General features: G+C 71.2%; 15 protein-coding genes. 8 read left to right on the forward strand and 7 right to left on the reverse strand.

The genetic code is table 11. From position 1 onward, the window contains the following. Positions 1-2 precede the first annotated feature (2 nt). From OO69_RS06995 to OO69_RS07010, 4 genes are all read right to left on the reverse strand, one after another. Positions 3-1,259 (reverse strand): glycosyltransferase family 39 protein, encoded by a 1,257-nt coding sequence (locus OO69_RS06995; RefSeq protein WP_033279510.1) that lies wholly within the window; start codon positions 1,257-1,259, stop codon positions 3-5. Next, positions 1,256-2,482: a glycosyltransferase gene (locus OO69_RS07000; protein ID WP_051800806.1), complete on the reverse strand. Its 1,227-nt coding sequence runs from the start codon at positions 2,480-2,482 to the stop codon at positions 1,256-1,258. Before OO69_RS07000 ends, OO69_RS06995 begins: the two co-directional genes overlap by 4 nt. 120 nt (positions 2,483-2,602) lie before the next feature. Then, positions 2,603-3,187 (reverse strand): hypothetical protein, encoded by a 585-nt coding sequence (locus OO69_RS07005; RefSeq protein ID WP_033279512.1) that lies wholly within the window; start codon positions 3,185-3,187, stop codon positions 2,603-2,605. 13 nt (positions 3,188-3,200) lie between these two features. After that, entirely contained in the window at positions 3,201-3,707 is a 507-nt protein-coding gene (locus OO69_RS07010) for a SigE family RNA polymerase sigma factor (protein ID WP_033279513.1), read from the reverse strand. Between the two features lie 226 nt (positions 3,708-3,933). Here OO69_RS07010 and OO69_RS07015 point away from each other — a divergent pair, with 226 nt between their 5' ends. Continuing rightward, positions 3,934-4,476, forward strand: a complete 543-nt coding sequence (locus tag OO69_RS07015) for a hypothetical protein (RefSeq protein WP_051800807.1) — start codon at positions 3,934-3,936, stop codon at positions 4,474-4,476. A 3-nt stretch (positions 4,477-4,479) separates the two neighbouring features. Here the strand turns inward: OO69_RS07015 and OO69_RS07020 are convergent, their stop codons facing one another. Both OO69_RS07020 and OO69_RS07025 read right to left on the reverse strand, forming a co-directional pair. Beyond that, positions 4,480-5,244, reverse strand: coding sequence for a class II aldolase/adducin family protein (locus OO69_RS07020; protein ID WP_033279514.1), 765 nt, complete (start codon positions 5,242-5,244; stop codon positions 4,480-4,482). A 61-nt stretch (positions 5,245-5,305) separates the two neighbouring features. Further along, positions 5,306-6,757, reverse strand: a complete 1,452-nt coding sequence (locus OO69_RS07025; RefSeq protein ID WP_033279515.1) for a sodium:solute symporter — start codon at positions 6,755-6,757, stop codon at positions 5,306-5,308. A 208-nt stretch (positions 6,758-6,965) separates the two neighbouring features. On the opposite strand from OO69_RS07025, the gene OO69_RS07030 reads away from it, so the two are divergent. Beyond that, positions 6,966-8,543 carry a PucR family transcriptional regulator gene (locus OO69_RS07030; RefSeq protein WP_033279516.1) on the forward strand — a complete coding sequence of 526 codons (1,578 nt, stop codon included), beginning with the start codon at positions 6,966-6,968 and terminating at the stop codon, positions 8,541-8,543. 3 nt (positions 8,544-8,546) lie between these two features. Here the strand turns inward: OO69_RS07030 and OO69_RS07035 are convergent, their stop codons facing one another. Beyond that, positions 8,547-10,154: a purple acid phosphatase family protein gene (locus tag OO69_RS07035; protein ID WP_033279517.1), complete on the reverse strand. Its 1,608-nt coding sequence runs from the start codon at positions 10,152-10,154 to the stop codon at positions 8,547-8,549. A 346-nt stretch (positions 10,155-10,500) separates the two neighbouring features. Between OO69_RS07035 and OO69_RS07040 the strand changes: the two genes are divergently transcribed. From OO69_RS07040 to meaB, 6 genes are all read left to right on the forward strand, one after another. After that, complete coding sequence (locus OO69_RS07040; protein ID WP_033279518.1) at positions 10,501-11,034, forward strand: universal stress protein; 534 nt, start codon at positions 10,501-10,503, stop codon at positions 11,032-11,034. A 164-nt stretch (positions 11,035-11,198) separates the two neighbouring features. After that, a complete protein-coding gene (locus OO69_RS07045) occupies positions 11,199-11,642 on the forward strand; it encodes an SAV_915 family protein (RefSeq protein ID WP_033279519.1) in 444 nt (147 codons plus the stop codon). A 12-nt stretch (positions 11,643-11,654) separates the two neighbouring features. Next, entirely contained in the window at positions 11,655-12,992 is a 1,338-nt protein-coding gene (gene lysA, locus OO69_RS07050) for a diaminopimelate decarboxylase (RefSeq protein WP_033279520.1), read from the forward strand. A gap of 115 nt (positions 12,993-13,107) precedes the next feature. Continuing rightward, positions 13,108-14,913 carry a methylmalonyl-CoA mutase subunit beta gene (locus OO69_RS07055; protein ID WP_033279521.1) on the forward strand — a complete coding sequence of 602 codons (1,806 nt, stop codon included), beginning with the start codon at positions 13,108-13,110 and terminating at the stop codon, positions 14,911-14,913. Further along, a complete protein-coding gene (gene scpA / locus OO69_RS07060; RefSeq protein ID WP_234444356.1) occupies positions 14,913-17,099 on the forward strand; it encodes a methylmalonyl-CoA mutase in 2,187 nt (728 codons plus the stop codon). The genes OO69_RS07055 and scpA overlap by 1 nt, the downstream gene beginning before the upstream one ends. Continuing rightward, positions 17,096-18,088 carry a methylmalonyl Co-A mutase-associated GTPase MeaB gene (gene meaB / locus OO69_RS07065; protein WP_033279522.1) on the forward strand — a complete coding sequence of 331 codons (993 nt, stop codon included), beginning with the start codon at positions 17,096-17,098 and terminating at the stop codon, positions 18,086-18,088. Before scpA ends, meaB begins: the two co-directional genes overlap by 4 nt. Positions 18,089-18,118: the final 30 nt, after the last annotated feature.

The following is an 18,118-nucleotide window of genomic DNA, read 5'->3' on the forward strand; positions in this document are numbered from 1 at the left end:
GCCTACGGCACCCCCGCCTCGAACAGCACATACCCGGCGTACGACCCCGACGCGACCGCCGTGATCCCCAACAGCAGGCACAGCATGGGCAGTTGGAGGGTGCGGAGTCTGACGGCCAGCGGGATGAAGAGGGGGAAGCACGGGAGGAGATAGCGGGAGACGTTGCCGAAGATCTGCTGACTGCCCAGGACCAGGGCGAGGGTGAGCAGGGTGTAGACGATCAGGACGACCGGCGGGCGCAGGCGGATCAGGAGGGGGATCAGGAGTGCGGCCAGCAGGACGGTGAGCGCGGCGATGGTGTCTTCGAAGGGGAACGCGAACAGGTAGTCGAAGCGGCCGACCGCCATGGAGCTGAAGACGTCGGCGGTCTGCTTGCCGTAGTCGAAGGTGTGTCCCCAGGCGCCCTTCTGGAGCGCGAAGTAGCCGGCCAGGTTGCCCATGCGGTTGCCGACCCAGAGGAGGTAGCCGGTCAGGCCGAGCGGCGCGATCGCCATCGCGGTCCATGGGCCCGCGAGGTTCTCCCGGCGGCGGTGGAGTGTCTGGAGCGCGGCGACGATCAGGGCGGCGATGAGGGCGACGGCCGTGGGGCGGTTGAGACCAGCGGCGAAAGTGAGGACGCCCGCGGTGAGCCAGCGGTCGGTCATGACGGCGTGGCAGGCCCAGACGGCGAGGGCGATGTAGAGGGACTCCGAGTACGCCGACCACTCCATGCCGGAGCCGGGCCAGACGGCCCACAGCCCGGCGGCGGCCAGTCCCGCCCGCCGCCCGCCGAACCGGGCCGTGACGGCGTAGATGCCGAGCGCCGCGGCGAACGACGCGACGACCGAGACCAGCATCCCGGAGCCGTACAGACCCAGGCCCGTGACGTCGGAGACGAGTCGCATCGTCGCCGGGTAGAGCGGGAAGAAGGCCGCCGAGTTGCCTTCGAGGGTGATCAGGCCGGTGGCGCCGGGGACTTGGACGAGCGCCGGGTGGTAGCCGTGGGCGGCGATCTGCTGGTACCACCAGCCGTCCCACGTGGCGAGTACGTCCCAGACGTGGGCGCCGCCGCCGAAGCGCGGGTTCCTCGTCCGGAAGCCGCCGTCGGAGTCGAGCAGGTACATGAACACGGAGAAGCCGATGAGCTTCAGCACGCCGTACATCGCGAGCACCGGGCCGTAGTGGCGGGCCGTCCGGCGCAGAAACGCACCAACGTCCCGGTGAGGCAGACCAGTTGCGGGCCGGGCGACGGGCGGGGTCAACGTCGTTGTGTCGCTCATATCGCCGTCTCCTCCGCCGCACCGCGACGCCCGGCCGGAAACACCCAGGCCCGGAAGAGCAGGAACCGTACGAGAGTCGCGGCCAGGTTGGCGGCCACCAGCACGCCAACCTCCGTGGTGCGCGCGGGTGTTGGGGTCGTGCGGTGCAGGAGGGCCAGGGAGCCGCTGGTGAGGGCGAGGCCGACGGTGAAGACCAGGAGGCCCTGGGCCTGGTGGCGGAGGGCGCCGACCCGGCCTCGTAGTCCGAAGGTCAGGCGGCGGTTCGCGGCGGTGTTGGCGAGGGCGCAGAGCAGCAACGCCAGCGCGTTGGCGGCCTGTCCGCCCGTCGCCGGGCGCAACGCGACGTACAGCAGGACGTATCCGACCGAACTCACCGCTCCTACGGCGGCGAAGCGCAGGAGTTGGGCGGCCAGCCCGGCCGAGTGCGAGCCGTCGGCGGCGGCCCGGCGCAGGCCCGCCGTCGGGAGCGTGCCGCGCCCCAACTCCCGTCCTATGCGGGCGATTCCGCGCAGGTCGGCGAGTGCGGTGGAGAGGATGTCGACCCGGCTGTCGGGGTCGTCCACCCAGTCGACCGGTACTTCGTGGATACGCAGTCCGGCCCGCTCGGCGATCACCAGCAACTCGGTGTCGAAGAACCACCCCGAGTCCTTCACCAGGGGCAGCAGCCGCTCGGCGACATCACGCCGTACCGCCTTGAAACCGCACTGCGCGTCGGAGAAGCCGACGGCGAGGGTGGACCTCAACAGGGCGTTGTAGCAACGGGAGATGGCCTCCCGCTTGGGGCCGCGCACCACCCGGGAGCCCCGGGCCAGCCGGGTGCCGATCGCGAGGTCGGAGTGGCCGGAGATCAGCGGGGCGACCAGCGGGAGGAGCGCCGCGAGGTCGGTCGACAGGTCGACGTCGACGTAGGCGAGCACGGGTGCCCGTGACGCCGACCAGGCCGTGTGCAGGGCCCGGCCCCGGCCCTTCTCGGCCAGCCGTAGCCACTCCAACTCAGGTAGCTCGGAAGCCAGTTGGGCCGCTATGCGTGGGGTCTCGTCCGTGCTGGCGTTGTCCGCGATCGTGATGCGGAACGGGTACGGGAACGTCTCCGACAGGTGCGCGTGCAGCCGTCGTACGCTCGGTTCGAGGTCCTTCTCCTCGTTGAACACGGGGACGACCACGTCGAGGACCGGCTCGCTGTGGTGTGCCGACACCGGTGTGCGGAGCGGTAGTTGACCCATCCGACTCATCAGCTTTGTCACGTTTCGTCCAGGTATGGTCGCTGCCGCAGGGCATGCCGGTATCGCCTGTCGGCGGTACTGCGGTCAGGGCTTACGGGTGGGGGTGGTCGGCCGGCCGGGTTATCCGGTGCCCGTCGCGCCCATGGACGCGGAGGTCTCCGTCGCCGGTGATGTCGTGGTCGTACTCGTCGAACTCGTCGAAGTGCCGTGCACCGTCGACGAGTTGGCCGTCCCCGTGCTCGAAGGCGGCGGGGCCGTGTCGGTCGAGGGCGGGCCCGAGGACGAGGTCGCCGAACCTCCGGTCGGGGTCGTGCTGGGTGAGGTGGGTGCCTCGGTGGTGCGGGTGGGTGTGGGGCTGGTGGTCCCGCTCGGGGTCGTGTCCGGTGTCAGGCTCGGGGTGGGCCCCGGGAGCGTCGGGCTCAGGGCGGGCCGGGGCAGCGGGGCCTGCGGCCTGTTGTCCACCTGGTCGTGGGGCAGCAGGAAGAAGCCGAGGCCGATTCCGGCGACGGCCAGGGCGGAGCCGACCGCCTTCTGGGCCACGCGGACCCGGCGCCTGGCCCGGACGCCGGAGCGGAGCCGGGTCCGGTGCCTGGGCTCGAAGGGGGCCGGTTCCTGGGTGTCGCGCATCATCCGCGCGAGCTCCCGCTCGAAACGGTCGTAGCGCTCGGGGTGATCGTGGCGGTCGTAGTGATCGTGGTGGTCCATCAACTCCCCCTCCTCATCCCACCGGTTCGATGACATCGCCGAGGATCCGGCGCAGCCGCGCCACGCCCCGTGACGCATGGGACCGGGCGGTGCCGACCGGACACCCCAGCACTTCGGCGACCTGCCGGTCCGGCAGGTCCTGGTAGTAGCGCAGGACCACGGCGGCCCGTTGCGCGGGCGGCAGTTGGGCCAGCGCCGCCTCCAGCCGCGAGCGCTCCGCCACCACGGCGGACACGTCCCCGGTCTCGGCGCGGTCGGGCAGCTGCTCGACCGGGCGCTCACCCCACCAGCGCCGCCGCGCCGAACGGGCCGCCGCCCGCGCCAGGATCTTGCGGACGTACGGCTCCGGTGCCTCCTCCGCGATTCTCGGCCAGGCGAACCAGAGCTTGACCATGGCCTCCTGGAGCAGGTCCTCGGCGCGGTGCCGATCGCCTCCCACGAGCAGACAGGCCAGATGGAACAACGCCGACCAGCGCGCTGCCACGAACCCGTCGAACCCGTCGGCCCGACTCTGTTCCATCCGTACCGTCCACCGTCCCCGTTTCGGGCAAGCCCCTTACACAGAGAGAAAGGCCGTGGACCCCGTACCGCGCTGCACTTCGGGGCTGTGATCCGGGTTACATCGTTCCGGGGTGCGGGTGGTCAAGAGTCCGTCATGTGCGTTCCCGGCTGAGAGGGGCGGGGTCGGCGGACGTATGGGGAGGGCGAGCAGGCAGTACGCACGATCCCCGACGAAGGGCACCTCCTTGATCCCGCGACGCATTGTCCTGAGCCTCGTCGCAGGCCTCGCCTCCACGCTGCTGCTGGGGGCGTGCGGTTCCTCGGACAGCGCCGGTTCCGGCGGCACGGCCACGGTGGCCCCGGCCGCGTCGGCTCCCACGGCCACGGCGACGGCCGCCTCGACACCGGCCGCCGGCGCCACGACCACGGCGTACACCGTGACGGCCAAGGCGGTCGACGGTGTGGGCACCGTGGTCACCGACCCGAACGGAATGACCCTCTACCGCTACGACAAGGACGAGCCGAACCCGTCCAAGTGGACCTGCTCCGGAGCGTGCGTGAAGACGTGGATACCGGTGATCGTGCCGGAATCCGTGCAGACCTCGGGAGTCGAGAAGAGCCTCCTCGGCACGGTCCACCGCGACGGTCAGCCGCAACTCACCCTCGCCGGTTGGCCGTTGTACCGGTACGTCGGCGACACGGCGGCCGGACAGGCGAACGGCCAGGGCAAGGACGGCGAGTGGTACGCCGTCGCCCCGTCCGGACAGAAAACCGCTGCGACGGGCTGACCCTCAGTCCTTGTAGTCGGGGGCGATCCGCTCCACGAGCCGCAGCAGTGCCGCCCACGCGAACTCGTACGCCTTGTCGTCCTGGAGGTCCGAACTGTCGTCCTCGCCGGTGAGTTGACGGGCCGTCAATTCGCAGACCTCGGGGCCGGGGACGACCAGCGGGGTGCCCGCCGCCGTAGCCGCGGTCTGGATCTCGCAGGCCTTGTCCAGGTAGTACATGCGCAGAAACGCCTGCGCGGGGCTCTCCCCTACGGTGAGCAGGCCGTGGTTGCGCAGGATCATCGCGGGGTGGCAGCCCAAGTCGGCGACCAGGCGCCGCTGTTCGGCGAGGTTGAGGGCGACGCCCTCGTAGTCGTGGTAGCCGAGCCTGCCGTAGAACTCCATGGAGATCTGGTTGAGCGGGAGCAGGCCGTGTTCCTGGGCGGCGACCGCGCAGCCGGCCCTGGTGTGGGTGTGCAGGACGCAGTGGGCGTCGGGGCGGGCCGCGTGGACGGCGCTGTGGATGACAAACCCGGCCGGGTTGACCGGGTGTTGGGAGTCCTCGACCGCGTGGCCGGACAGGTCGATCTTGACGAGGTTCGACGCGGTGATCTCCTCGAAGAGCAGGCCGTAGGGGTTGATCAGGAAGTGGTGTTCGGGGCCCGGAAGGCGGACCGAGATGTGCGTGAAGATCAGGTCGGTCATCCGGAAGTGCGCCACGAGCCGGTAGACCGCGGCGAGTTCGCGGCGCAGCCGGAGTTCTTCCGTGGAGACAGTGGTGGCGTACATGAGGACCTTTCGATGAGCTACGGCACGTGCGGGTGCGGGTGGGAACTTCCGGAACAGCGGGTCAGACCACGCTCAACTCCGGTGCGGTGATGGCCTGTTCGCCTGCCAGGCGGCGGTGCCAGGCCTCGACCACGGCTTCCTCCGTCGGCTTGGTGAGGAGGCTGACGGCGACGTAGGCGACCAGGCCGGCCAACAGGCCGTAGTAGATGGGCTCGTTGGCGAGGAGGCCGTCGGTCACCATGAGGACGATGACCGTGGTGCCGCCCGCGATCATCGAGGCCATGGCGCCGGGGAGGTTGCCGCGCTTCCAGACGAGGCCGCCGAGGATGGGCACCAACAGGCCGCCGACGAGCAGGTTGTAGGCGACGGTGAGGGCTTCGATGACGTCGCCGAGGGCGCAGGCGATGCCCATCGCCGCCACGCCGAGGACGACGATCGCGAGCCGGTTGGAGGCGATCTCGTCGTCCTGCGGACCCGTGGCCGTACGGCGGCGCAGGCGGGCCCAGATGTCGTTGTCGGCGACCGTCGCCGAGGCGATCAGCGCGCCGCTCGCCGTGGACATCATCGCGGAGAGCGCGGCGGCCAGGACCAGGCCCCGGACGCCGGTGGGCAGGGCGTGCCGGACGATCGTCGCGAACGCGTCGTCGGCGCTGGCCAGTTGGGGGTAGAGGGACTTGGTGGCCATGCCGATGACGGCGCCTGCCAGGGCGTAGACCAGGCAGTAGACGCCGGCGACCGTGCCGCCCCAGGACGCGACTTTGTCGGAGCGGGCGGTGAACACCCGCTGCCATATGTCCTGTCCAATGAGCATGCCGAAGGTGTAGATCAGCACGAAGGTGACGATGGTCTGGCCGCCGATGGAGGTCGGGGAGAAGTAGCCGTCCGGGAGTCTGTCCGCCATCTCGGCGAAGCCGCCCGCCCGGACCACGGCGATGGGCAGCAGCAGGACGAGCACGCCGAGGCTCTTGACCACGAACTGCACCATGTCGGTGAGGGTGATGGACCACATGCCGCCGAGCGCCGAGTAGCCGACGACGATCGTGCCGCCGATGACGATCGCGACCCAGCGCGGGACGTCGAAGAGGACGTCGAAGACACTGGCGTACGCGATCGTCGAGGTCACCACCAGCATCAGCGTGTAGATCCACATCACCACGCCGGAGATCACGGCGGCGGTGTCGCCGTAGCGCAGGGAGAGCATCTCGGCGACGGTGTAGACCTTGAGGCGGGCGATGCGGGCCGAGAAGAAGACCGACAGGGCCAGCAGTCCGAGGCCGATCGCGAAGACCATGGCGGCGCCGGAGATGCCGTAGGTGTAGCCCAGGCGTACGCCGCCGATGGTGGAGGCGCCGCCGAGGACGACGGCGGCCATCGTGCCGGTGTACATGAGCGGGCCGAGGCGTCGGCCGGCGACCAGGAAGTCGCTCTTGGACGCGGCGCGTTTCTTGCCCCACCAGCCCACGCCGATGATGCCCAGCAGGTATGCGGCCATGACGAAGTAGTCGACGGTCATCGGAGTCCTCCGGAAGCGGAATGAGCGGAGAGTTCGGAGAGAGTCGGCGACCGGGTGCGGGCCGGGCCGGGACAGTGCCCTGCGGGTGGCATGACGATATCGGCGCACGCGCTGGCGTCGCAGTGGCGGAATGGTCCAATGTGGAGGCGCCTGTTGGATGAATCCGGCAGTCGCCCGTGATGCCCCCGCCCGGGAGGATGTCCCCCTCATGACCGAGCCCACCGACGCCGAGCAGCCCTCCGTACCCCTGAGCGTCCTGCTCACCGACCCCGCCCTGGCCCTGCGCCAGATCGCGGGCCCCGCCGCCGGAGAGCACCGGGTCAGCACGGTCGGCACCACGGAGATCGAGGACCCGTCGCCGTACCTGGTCGGCGGCGAACTGCTCCTCACCGCGGGCGTGCGCCTCCCGGCCGACGCTGAGGGCATCGACACGTATGTACGGGGCGTGGTCGGCGCCGGGGTGACCGCGCTCGGCTTCGGCGTCGTCCCCGTGCACGACGAGGTACCACCGGAACTGGTCGCCGCCTGCGACCGCCACGGACTTCCTCTGCTACGGCTGCCGCCCGCCACCCCGTTCGTGGCGGTCGGTCAGGCCACCTACGCGGCGATCGCCGAGGTCCGCAACCGTGAGCTGCGCGAGATCTCCCGGGCCCAGTCGGCGCTGGCCGCGGCCGCCGCCCGCCCGGACGCGCTGCGGGCGGTACTCACCCAGCTCAGCGGGCACACCGGCGCCTGGGCCGTCCTGCACGACGCGCGGGGCAACGAGTTGTTCAGCGCCGGTCCTAGGCCCGCGGCGCCCACACCGGGACGGGTACGCGATCTCGCCCTGCGCACCATCGCCCGGGTCCGAACGGGCGCCGCCGGCCGGTCAGTTCCCACCGCGGCGGCCGATCACGAGGGCGACACCCATCTGACCGTGCACACCCTGCCCGGCGCGGACGGCACCGCGACGGCCCTCGCCCTCGGCCAGGCCGCCACCACTCCCCCGACTCTGGTGCAGCGCCAAGTCACCAGTACGGCAGCGGTGTTGCTGGCCCTGCTCACCAGTCCACGGCACGCCCTGGGCACGGACACGCACAGCGCGGGCGCGCTGGTACGGCTGATGCTGGGCGCGGCTCCGGCGGAGGTCGCGGGCGATCTCACGCCTGCGGGGACTTCGGAGGCGGGCCACTGGGTCGTGGTCCACGGTCGGCACTCGTCCCCGCGCTCCACTCAGGACGACGGTCCGGCCCAACTCGCCACGCTCGGAACGGCGTTGGGCACGCCCTACCTGTACATCGACGGCTCCGAGCTGAAGGCCCTGGTCGCCAGCGCACCGGACGCCCGCCCCGAAGTACCCGCACAGGCAGCCGACTTGGGCTGGGTGCTCGGGTTCAGTACACCCGCGCCCGCCTCGAAACTGGCGCACGCCGATGTCCAGGCCGGGCGGGCCCTGCAGCGCGCGATCGCGGCGCAGGTGCCCGCCGTCGTCCACACCAGGGACCCGCTCACCGTCCATGGGATCGTCCCGTCCGCCGACGCCCGGGAGTTGGCCCGGACCCGGTTCGCCCCGCTCGACGGTGCCGCGTCTCCGGGTGCCGCGATCCTCCTCGACACCCTGCGAACCTGGCTGACCCTGCACGGGAGTTGGGACCGTACGGCGGCGGCCCTGCACGTCCACCGGAACACCGTGCGGCACCGTCTGGCACGGATCGCCGAACTGCTCGATGTGGACCTGCAGGACCCCGGCGTGCGGATGGAACTCTGGTTCGCCCTGGACTGGTTGCCGGACGAGGACCGCTCTTGATGCCTAGCGGTGGCCGTCGGAGCGCTTGCGGTGCAGGGTGAAGTTCTCGAACACCGACAGGTCGCCGTTCGGCTTGTTCACGTTGTAGTAGGTCACGTGCATGCGGGTGGTGTCACCGGCGTGGTTGCCCGGGTCGACGGTGAACGCGGCGAAGCCGTAGGGGTGTTCGGTGTCCCGGACGCCGATCCAGACCGCCTCCTCCTGGGTGTAGGTGGAGGTGCGCTTGCCGTTGGAGCCGGGGGACGCCGAGACGGACGTGATGACCTTGCCGGTGCCGTCCTTGAAGAAGCTCTGGTTCGTGGTGCCCGAGACTCCGCCGCCGCCGAGGATCATGTGCACGGTGCCGAGGCCGGTGTCGATGTTGTCGGTGGCCGTGGAGACCGGGTTGGGGGTCAGCGTCTCGGTGCCGCTGACGACTCCGCGAACCGCCAGCGAGCGCTCGTAGTTGTGCTCGTGGCCGCACAGGACCAGGTCGACGCCGTAGCGGTCGAAGAGGGGGCCGTACTTCTGGCGCAGGCCGAGGTCGGCGCCGTTGGCGTCCGTGGAGCTGACCATGACCTGGTGCATGGCGACGACGATCCAGTCGGTGTCGCGCGAGGCCCGGGCTGCCTTCAACTCCTTCTCTAGGAAGGCGAGTTGGCGTCCGCCGGAGTAGCCGTTGATGTAGACGTCACCGCCGTCCTGGAGGCAGTTGTCGTCGTTCTGCAGCACGATGACCCGGACCGATCCGGCCGTGAACGCGTAGTAGAGGCCCGCGAGTTCGGCGTCGGTCTCGGTGGACGGGAGCGCGAAGTAGGTCTGGTAGGCGCCGAGTCCGATCGGGCCGTTGGCCTTCTCGATCTCGTGGTTGCCGGCCGCCGGCATCCAGGGGCGGAAGCGGGCCGAACGGGTGTTGTTGGTGAAGAAGTTGTTCCAGGTGCGCACCCGGTCGACGTCCAGGTTGGCGTAGCAGAGGTCGCCGTTGAGGAGGTGGAAGAGCGGGGCGACCTGCTCGATGCCGGTGACGATGTCCTTCGTCGCGGGGGTGGAGTTCGCGTCGAGCCCGACCGTGCCGTTGGCCGCCCAGGTGACCTGCGGGGCGGACTGGTCGCCGAAGCTGGTGAAGGTGAGCGGCTTGCGGCCGCGGGGAGCGGTGCGGAAGGTACCGCTGTCGGGGGTCGCCCCGTCGTGGGTGGCGAGGTAGAGGTAGTCGGTGTCCGGGGTGAGCCGGTTCAGCGCGGCGTGGTGGACGTAGACGGTGCGGCTGGAGGTGCCGTCGACGTAGGTGACCGTGCGGGCCTTGGCGCTGGAGCCGAAGCCGTGCTCCAGCGTGCCGTAGCGCACGACGGGTCTGTTCACCGGTTTGTCGGTGATCCAGGAGACGTTCATCTGGGTGCGCGGGTCCGCGCCGAAGGTGAGGTGCAGGCCCTGGACCGGCGTCGCGCCGGAGGAGTCCGCGGTGAGGTGAAGAGCCGGGGCGGCGAGCGGTGCGGCCTGCGCCGTGCCTGCTCCCAGCAAGGGGGTGACGGCCGCGCCGGCGCCGGCCGTACCGAGGATTCCCAGCGCGTGACGCCGGCTGAACCCCTCGGACGACTGCGTCGGCTCGTCCGGTGTCTCGGTCTGTGTGGTCATGGTGCCCTCCCTGGCGAGCAGTTGAGCTGACAACGTCCGCACATTGGCGCTTCCCGGCGGCCCCCGAGTGAACAGTGCGTTGCCAGACGGTCATCGCGGCACGGGGCGTCGGCGCCGGGACGGATTCTTGCCCCGCGCTTTGCCAGGGACCGCCCCTTCGTTGACACGGGCGGTCGGCCGGACGGGAGCTGGGGAGCCATTTCCGGCCACCGCCCTCGCCGCGTCACGGGCGCATCAAGAATCGGCCCTCCGGCGTCAGACGGGCGCCAACAGGGCGATACGTCCGCTCTGTTCGGCCCTTCGATGGGACACGCAGACGTCTGTGTACGCCGAGGAGTGAGCGACGATGAGCAGTGACGGACGGGTCCGTGCCGTGGTCGGAGTGAGCGGTTCGCCGGGCAGCCTGGCGGCGCTGCACCGGGCGGTGCGGGAGGCCCGCCGCACCGGCGCCGAGCTGCTGGCGGTGCTCGCCTGGGAGCCGCCCGGCGGTGAACTCGCCCACGGGCGCTCGATGTTGGCGGCCCCGGCGTCCCACCTCCGACGCGACGCGGCCGACCGGCTCCTCGCCGTGCTCGACACGGCCTTCGGCGAGACGGGTCCCGGGGTCCCGTTCCAGGGTCTGGTCGTCCGGGGCACGGCGGGCCGCGCCCTGGTGGAGACCGCCGACCGTCCCGACGACCTCCTGGTCATCGGCGCGGGTCCGCGCGGACCGCTGCGCGCCCTGTTCCCGTCCGTCGCCCGCTACTGCGTCGCCCACGCCGCGTGCCCGGTCCTGACGGTGCCGCCGTCGCCCCTGGAGAGCGAGTTGGCCGCCCTGCACCGCCGTATCTCACTGGGGCGGGCGGTGGACGCGCGGGAGCTGACGGAGGGCGGGGGCTGACCGGCCACCCGCGCCCCCGTCAGCACCGCGTTATGGCTGTGGCGCTCCCCGTCAAGCATCCGTCAGCGAGGCACCCGTACCCCCGCCCGGCGGGCATAGCTTCGAGGAAGCGCCAGGTCAGACCGACCGGGCCCCGCACATCGCCCTGTACAAGGAGCCGCACGATGTCTCCAGTCGAACCCGCCGAGAAGACCCCCGCGGATCCCGCCGCCGAGGACCCCGAACCCGCCGAACCCGTCCCGGCCGGGCTGCTGTTCGTCCCCGTCCGGTCGGGACCCGCGGGCTGCACGGCCCGTTTCTTCCGCACCCCCCTCGGTGGCCGTACGGCGGTCGGTTTCACCTCGGCGGCGCGGCTCGCCGCCACTCTGGGCGCCGAGCAGGCCTGCATCCGGCTCTCCGAACCCGCGCTGCGCGCCCTCGCCGCACCGCTCGGCGTCACCGCGCTCACCGTCGACCCGCAGTTCTCCGCCCCCGCCGCCGACCGTACGGCGGCCGCCGAGCGGGAGCGGGCGAACTCCTGGCGCCGCTGGCACCCCCAGCACGTCGGTGCCCTGCGCGTGACCGGCGCCGCGGCCGTCGTCGCGTGCCTGAACCTGCTGATCGGCTGAGGAGACCCGCCCATGTCCATCCTGGACGCCCCCGTTGTCCCGGTCGCCGACACCCACGACCTGTCCGTCTGGCCCGGCTCCACCCGTCCCTCCCCCACCGGCGACCTCACCGTCGGCGGTGTCTCGCTCGCCGAGGCCGCCGACCGGTTCGGCACCCCCGTCTACGTCCTCGACGAACAGGAGATCCGCGACCGCTGCCGTACGTACCGCACGGCGTTCCCGGACGCCGATGTCGTCTACGCGGCGAAGGCGTTCCTGTGCCGGGCGATGGCCCACTGGGTGCGGGAGGAGGGGCTCGGCCTCGACGTCTGCTCGGCCGGAGAGCTCGCGCTGGCCGTCACCACGGGCTTCCCGCCGGAGCGGATCGTGCTGCACGGCAACGCCAAGAGCCCCGAGGACCTGCGCACCGCGCTCCGCCTCGGGGTCGGCCGGATCGTCGTCGACAGCACCTCGGAGATCGCCCGGCTGGCCGCGATCACCCCCGCCGACACCCGCCAGAAGGTCATGGTGCGCGTCGTCCCCGGCATCGCGGCCGGCGCCCACACCAAGATCCGCACCGGCACCGACGACCAGAAGTTCGGCCTCTCCATCACCGACGGCTCCGCGCAGCACGCCATCACCCGCATCCTCGACCAGCCCCACCTCGAACTCGTGGGCCTGCACTGCCACATCGGCTCGCAGATCGCGACGACGAAGCCGTACGTCGCCGCAGTGCGCCGTATGGTCGGGCTGTTGGCCCGCGTCCGCGACCAACACGGCGTCACCCTCCCGCAGTTGGACATCGGCGGCGGGCACGCCATCGCGTACCGCCCCGGCGAGGAACGCCTCGACATCCGGGTCCTCGCGGGCCGGGTCCGCGCCGAGCTGGAGGACGGCTGCGCCCGCGCGGGGCTGCCCGTACCCCGGCTCACCCTCGAACCGGGCCGGGCGATCGTCGGCCCCGCCGGGGTCGCCGTGTACCGGGTCCTCGCCGTGAAGCGCACCGGCGACCGCACGTTCGTCGCGGTCGACGGCGGCATGAGCGACAACCCGAGGCCCGCGCTCTACGGCGTGCGGTACGCACCCCGGCTCATCGGGCGCCCGGCCACCGCGCCGCCCCGCCTGGTCACCGTCGTGGGCCGGCACTGCGAGGCGGGCGACATCCTCGCGGACGAGGTGGCGCTCCCCGGCGACGTACGCCCCGGGGACCTCCTCGCCGTACCGGCGGCGGGCGCCTACCACCTGTCCATGGCGTCCGGCTACAACCTCGTCGGCCGCCCGCCGGTCGTCGCGGTGGCCGACGGCATCGCGCGGGTGCTGGTCCGCCGCGAGTCGCTGGACGACATGAACCGCAGGGACATCGGGCTGTAGCCCCTGGCAGGGAGGACAGCACGGAACCCGGGAACCGGTCTAGACCGCGCGGAGAGGTTAAGGTCACAGCCACGTCCTCTGCTGCTCACCTGCACATTTGCCCTAGCATCCGAGCATGACGGTCCTGCCCGACGACGGGCTCTCGCTGGCCGCCGAGTTCCCTGACGCGACGCATGAGCAGTGGCAACGCCTGGTGGAAGGCGTACTGCGCAAGTCGGGCAAGGAAGTCTCGGGGGCCGCAGCGGAAGACGCCCTGTCCACCTCGCTGGAGGACGGACTCCGTGCCCGTCCTCTGTACACAGCCGACGACTCCGCGCCCGAGCCCGGCCTCCCCGGTTTCGCCCCCTTCGTCCGGGGCGGCCGCGCCGAGGGCAACACCCTCGGCGGCTGGGACGTACGGCAGCGGCACACGACCGCCGACAACACCGCGGTCCTCGGCGACCTGGAGAACGGCGTCACCTCGCTGTGGCTGGTCACGGGCGAGCGCGGCATCCCGGTCGCGTCCCTCGGCGCCACCCTCGAAGGCGTCTATCTCGACCTGGCGCCCGTCGCCCTCGACGCGGGCGGCGAAGTCGAGCCCGCGGCAAGCGAGTTGCTACGGCTGTACGAGGAGCGAGGCGTCGCGCCCGAAGCCGCCCGCGGCACCCTCGGCGCCGACCCGCTGGGCTTCGCGGCCCGCACCGGGAACGAGGGCTTCCCCTTCGCACCGGTCGCCGCACTCGCCCGGCGCTGCGCCGAGGGGTACCCGGGTCTGCGCGCGCTGACCGTGGACGCGCTGCCGTACCACGAGGCCGGCGGTTCGGCGGCGCAGGAGCTGGGCGCCTCGCTGGCTACCGGTGTCGCCTATCTGCGCGAGCTGACCGAGGCGGGCCTGAGCGTCGAACAGGCCGTAGGACAGCTGGAGTTCAGGTACGCGGCGACCGCCGACCAGTTCCTCACCATCGCCAAGCTGCGCGCGGCGCGCAGGCTCTGGGCACGCGTGACCGAGGTGTGCGGAGCACCGGGCGGGCAGACGCAGCACGCGGTGACCTCGCCGGTGATGATGTCCCGCCGCGACCCATGGGTGAACATGCTGCGCACGACGGTCGCGACGCTGGCCGCCGGGGTGGGCGGCGCCGAGTCCGTCACCGTGCTGCCCTTCGACCACGCGCTGGGCCTGCCGGACGCGTTCGCGCGCCGGATCGCCCGCAACACCTCGACGATCCTGGTCGAGGAGTCCCACCTGTCCCGGGTGATCGACCCGGCGGGCGGCTCCTGGTACGTGGAGCGCCTCACGGACGAACTCGCCCACGCGGGCTGGGAGCTCTTCCAGCACATCGAGCAACAGGGCGGCCAGGCGGCCGCGTTGCGCTCCGGCAGCCTCCGCGAGGACCTCGCCACGACCTGGGCGACCCGCAGCGCGAAACTCGCCAAGCGCCGCGAACCCATCACCGGCGTAAGCGAGTTCCCGAACCTGACCGAACGCCTCCCGGAGCGCGCACCCGCTCCCGTGGAACCCTCCGGCGGCCTGCCGCGCGTGCGCCGCGACGAGGCCTACGAAGAGTTGCGCGCCCGCTCCGACGCCCACCTCGCGGCGACCGGCTCCCGGCCGCGGATCTTCCTGGCGGCGCTCGGCCCAGCCGCCGCGCACACAGCCCGCCTCACCTTCGCATCGAACCTGTTCCAGGCGGGCGGCATCGAGCCCGTCACCGGGGGCGCGTTCGCGGACAGCGGGGCCACCGAGGCCTGCCTGTGCTCCAGCGACACGCTGTACGAGGAGCAAGCGGCCACGGTCGCCGGGGAGTTGAGGTCGGCCGGTGCCGCGCACGTGTTCCTCGCGGGCCGTCCCGGGCAGTACTCCGGTGTCGACGCCTACGTCTTCGCGGGCTGCGACGCCGTAGCCGTACTCTCCGCCACCCTCGACCGCATGGGAGTGTCCTGATGGCAGCGATCGGGCGCATCCCCGACTTCTCCGGGATCGAACTGGGGACCCCGGCCACCGGGTCCGGCCCCGACGAGTGGCGCGACGCCGTGAAGAAGGCGGCGAGCGGCGACGACCTCCTCTGGGAGACCCCGGAGGGCATCGCCGTCAAACCCCTGTACACCGGGCAGGACTTGGAGGGCCTGGACTTCCTGGCCACCTACCCGGGCATCGCGCCGTATCTGCGCGGCCCGTACCCGACGATGTACGTCAACCAGCCCTGGACGATCCGTCAGTACGCGGGTTTCTCCACGGCCGAGGAGTCCAACGCCTTCTACCGGCGCAACCTGGCGGCCGGTCAGAAGGGCCTGTCGGTCGCCTTCGACCTGCCCACGCACCGGGGTTACGACAGCGACCACCCGCGCGTGACCGGTGACGTCGGCATGGCGGGCGTGGCGATCGACTCGATCTACGACATGCGCCAGCTCTTCGACGGCATCCCGCTGGACAAGATGACCGTGTCGATGACGATGAACGGCGCGGTGCTTCCGGTACTGGCCCTCTACATCGTGGCGGCGGAGGAACAGGGCGTACCGCCCGAGAAGTTGGCCGGGACCATCCAGAACGACATCCTCAAAGAGTTCATGGTCCGCAACACCTACATCTATCCCCCGAAGCCGTCGATGCGGATCATCTCCGACATCTTCGCGTACACCTCGCAGCGGATGCCCCGCTACAACTCGATCTCCATCTCCGGCTACCACATCCAAGAGGCGGGCGCGACGGCCGACTTGGAGCTGGCGTACACCCTCGCGGACGGGGTCGAGTACATCCGGGCGGGCCGGGAGGCGGGGATGGACGTGGACGCGTTCGCACCCCGGCTCTCCTTCTTCTGGGCGATCGGCATGAACTTCTTCATGGAGGTCGCGAAGCTGCGCGCGGCCCGCCTCCTCTGGGCCAAGCTGGTCAAGCAGTTCGACCCGCAGAACGCCAAGTCCCTCTCCCTGCGCACCCATTCACAGACCTCGGGCTGGTCGCTGACCGCACAGGACGTCTTCAACAACGTCACGCGCACCTGCGTGGAGGCGATGGCGGCGACGCAGGGCCACACCCAGTCACTCCACACCAACGCCCTGGACGAGGCCCTGGCCCTGCCCACCGACTTCTCGGCACGCATCGCCCGCAACACCCAGCTCCTGATCCAGCAGGAGTCAGGCACAACCCGGGTGATCGACCCCTGGGGCGGCAGCGCGTACGTCGAAAAACTGACGTACGACCTGGCCCGCCGCGCCTGGCAGCACATCGAGGAGGTCGAGGCGGCGGGCGGCATGGCCAAGGCCATCGACGCGGGCATCCCCAAGCTCCGCATCGAGGAGGCCGCGGCCCGCACCCAGGCCCGCATCGACTCCGGCCGCCAGCCGGTCATCGGTGTCAACAAGTACCGCGTGGAGACCGACGAGCAGATCGACGTCCTCAAGGTCGACAACTCCTCCGTACGCACCCAACAGATCGAGAAACTACGGCGGTTGCGCGCCGAGCGCGACGAACAGGCCACCCAGGACGCGCTGCACGCCCTGACCGGTGCAGCCGGCGGTGAGGGCAACCTGCTGGAGCTGGCGGTGAACGCGGCCCGCGCGAAGGCGACGGTCGGCGAGATCTCCGACGCGCTGGAGAAGGTGTACGGGCGGCACGCGAGCCAGATCCGTACGATCGCCGGTGTGTATCGCACCGAAGCAGGCGACTCCCCGTCCGTGGAACGCACCCGCACCCTCGTGGCCGAGTTCGAGGAGTCCGAGGGCCGCCGCCCCCGCATCCTGGTCGCCAAGATGGGCCAGGACGGCCACGACCGCGGCCAGAAGGTGATCGCCACCGCCTTCGCCGACCTCGGCTTCGACGTCGACGTCGGCCCGCTGTTCCAGACCCCGGGCGAGGTGGCCCGCCAGGCCGTGGAGGCGGACGTCCACATCGTCGGGGTCTCGTCCCTGGCCGCCGGACACCTCACCCTCGTACCGGCGTTGAAGGAATCGCTCGCCGAGGAGGGCCGCGAGGACATCATGATCGTGGTCGGCGGGGTGATCCCGCCCCAGGACGTCCCCACCCTCCTGGAGATGGGCGCGGCGGCCGTGTTCCCGCCCGGGACGGTGATCCCGGACGCGGCCTACGACCTGGTGCAGCGACTGGCCGCCGACCTCGGGCACACCCTGTGATCGAGCTCGACACCTATGTGAAGGGCGTACTCGACGGCAAGCGGGCCCTGGTGGCCCGCGCCATCACCCTCGTCGAGTCGACCAAGCCCCAACACCGGGTCATGGCCCAGCAGTTGCTGACCGAACTCCTCCCCCACAGCGGCCACGCCCGCCGGATCGGCATCAGCGGCGTACCGGGCGTAGGCAAGTCGACCTTCATCGACGCGTTCGGCACGCTGCTGACCGCGCAGGGCTTCCGGGTCGCGGTCCTGGCCGTGGACCCCTCCTCCAGCCGCACAGGCGGCTCGATCCTCGGCGACAAGACCCGCATGGAACGCCTGGCCGTGGACCCGGCCGCCTTCGTCCGCCCCTCCCCCACCGCCGGCACCCTGGGCGGCGTCGCGAAGGCGACCCGCGAGTCCATCGTGGTGATGGAGGCGGCAGGCTACGACGTCGTCCTCGTCGAGACGGTGGGCGTGGGCCAGTCGGAGACTGCGGTGGCCAACATGGTCGACTCCTTCCTGCTGTTGACCTTGGCCCGCACCGGCGACCAACTCCAGGGCATCAAGAAGGGCGTCCTGGAGTTGGCGGACGTCATCGCGGTCAACAAGGCGGACGGCCCACATGAGCGCGACGCGAAGAGCGCGGCGCGCGAACTGGCAGGCGCACTAAGGCTGATGCACCCCGTCGACGCGGCATGGACCCCACCGGTACTGAGCTGCAGCGCGCGCGAGGGCACCGGCCTGGACACGGTCTGGGAGCGCCTGGAACAACACCGTTCGCTGTTGGAGTCCACCGGCCGCCTGGCCGCGAAGCGCAGCGAGCAGCAGGTCGACTGGACCTGGACGATGGTCCGCGAGGAACTGCTGGGCAGCTTGCGCTCAGATCCGACGGTACGTGCACTGACTCCGGACCTGGAACGCCAGGTCCGCCAGGGCGAGTTGACACCGACCCTGGCGGCAGAGGCAATCCTCCGAGCCTTCGAATCCCGGGGACCCCAACCCACCTAGGGGCGCGGGGAACTGCGCGACCAGCCCCCA

Origin of the sequence: Streptomyces sp. NRRL F-525, from assembly GCF_000716605.1 — a bacterium.
Classification (GTDB): Bacteria; Actinomycetota; Actinomycetes; order Streptomycetales; family Streptomycetaceae; genus Streptomyces.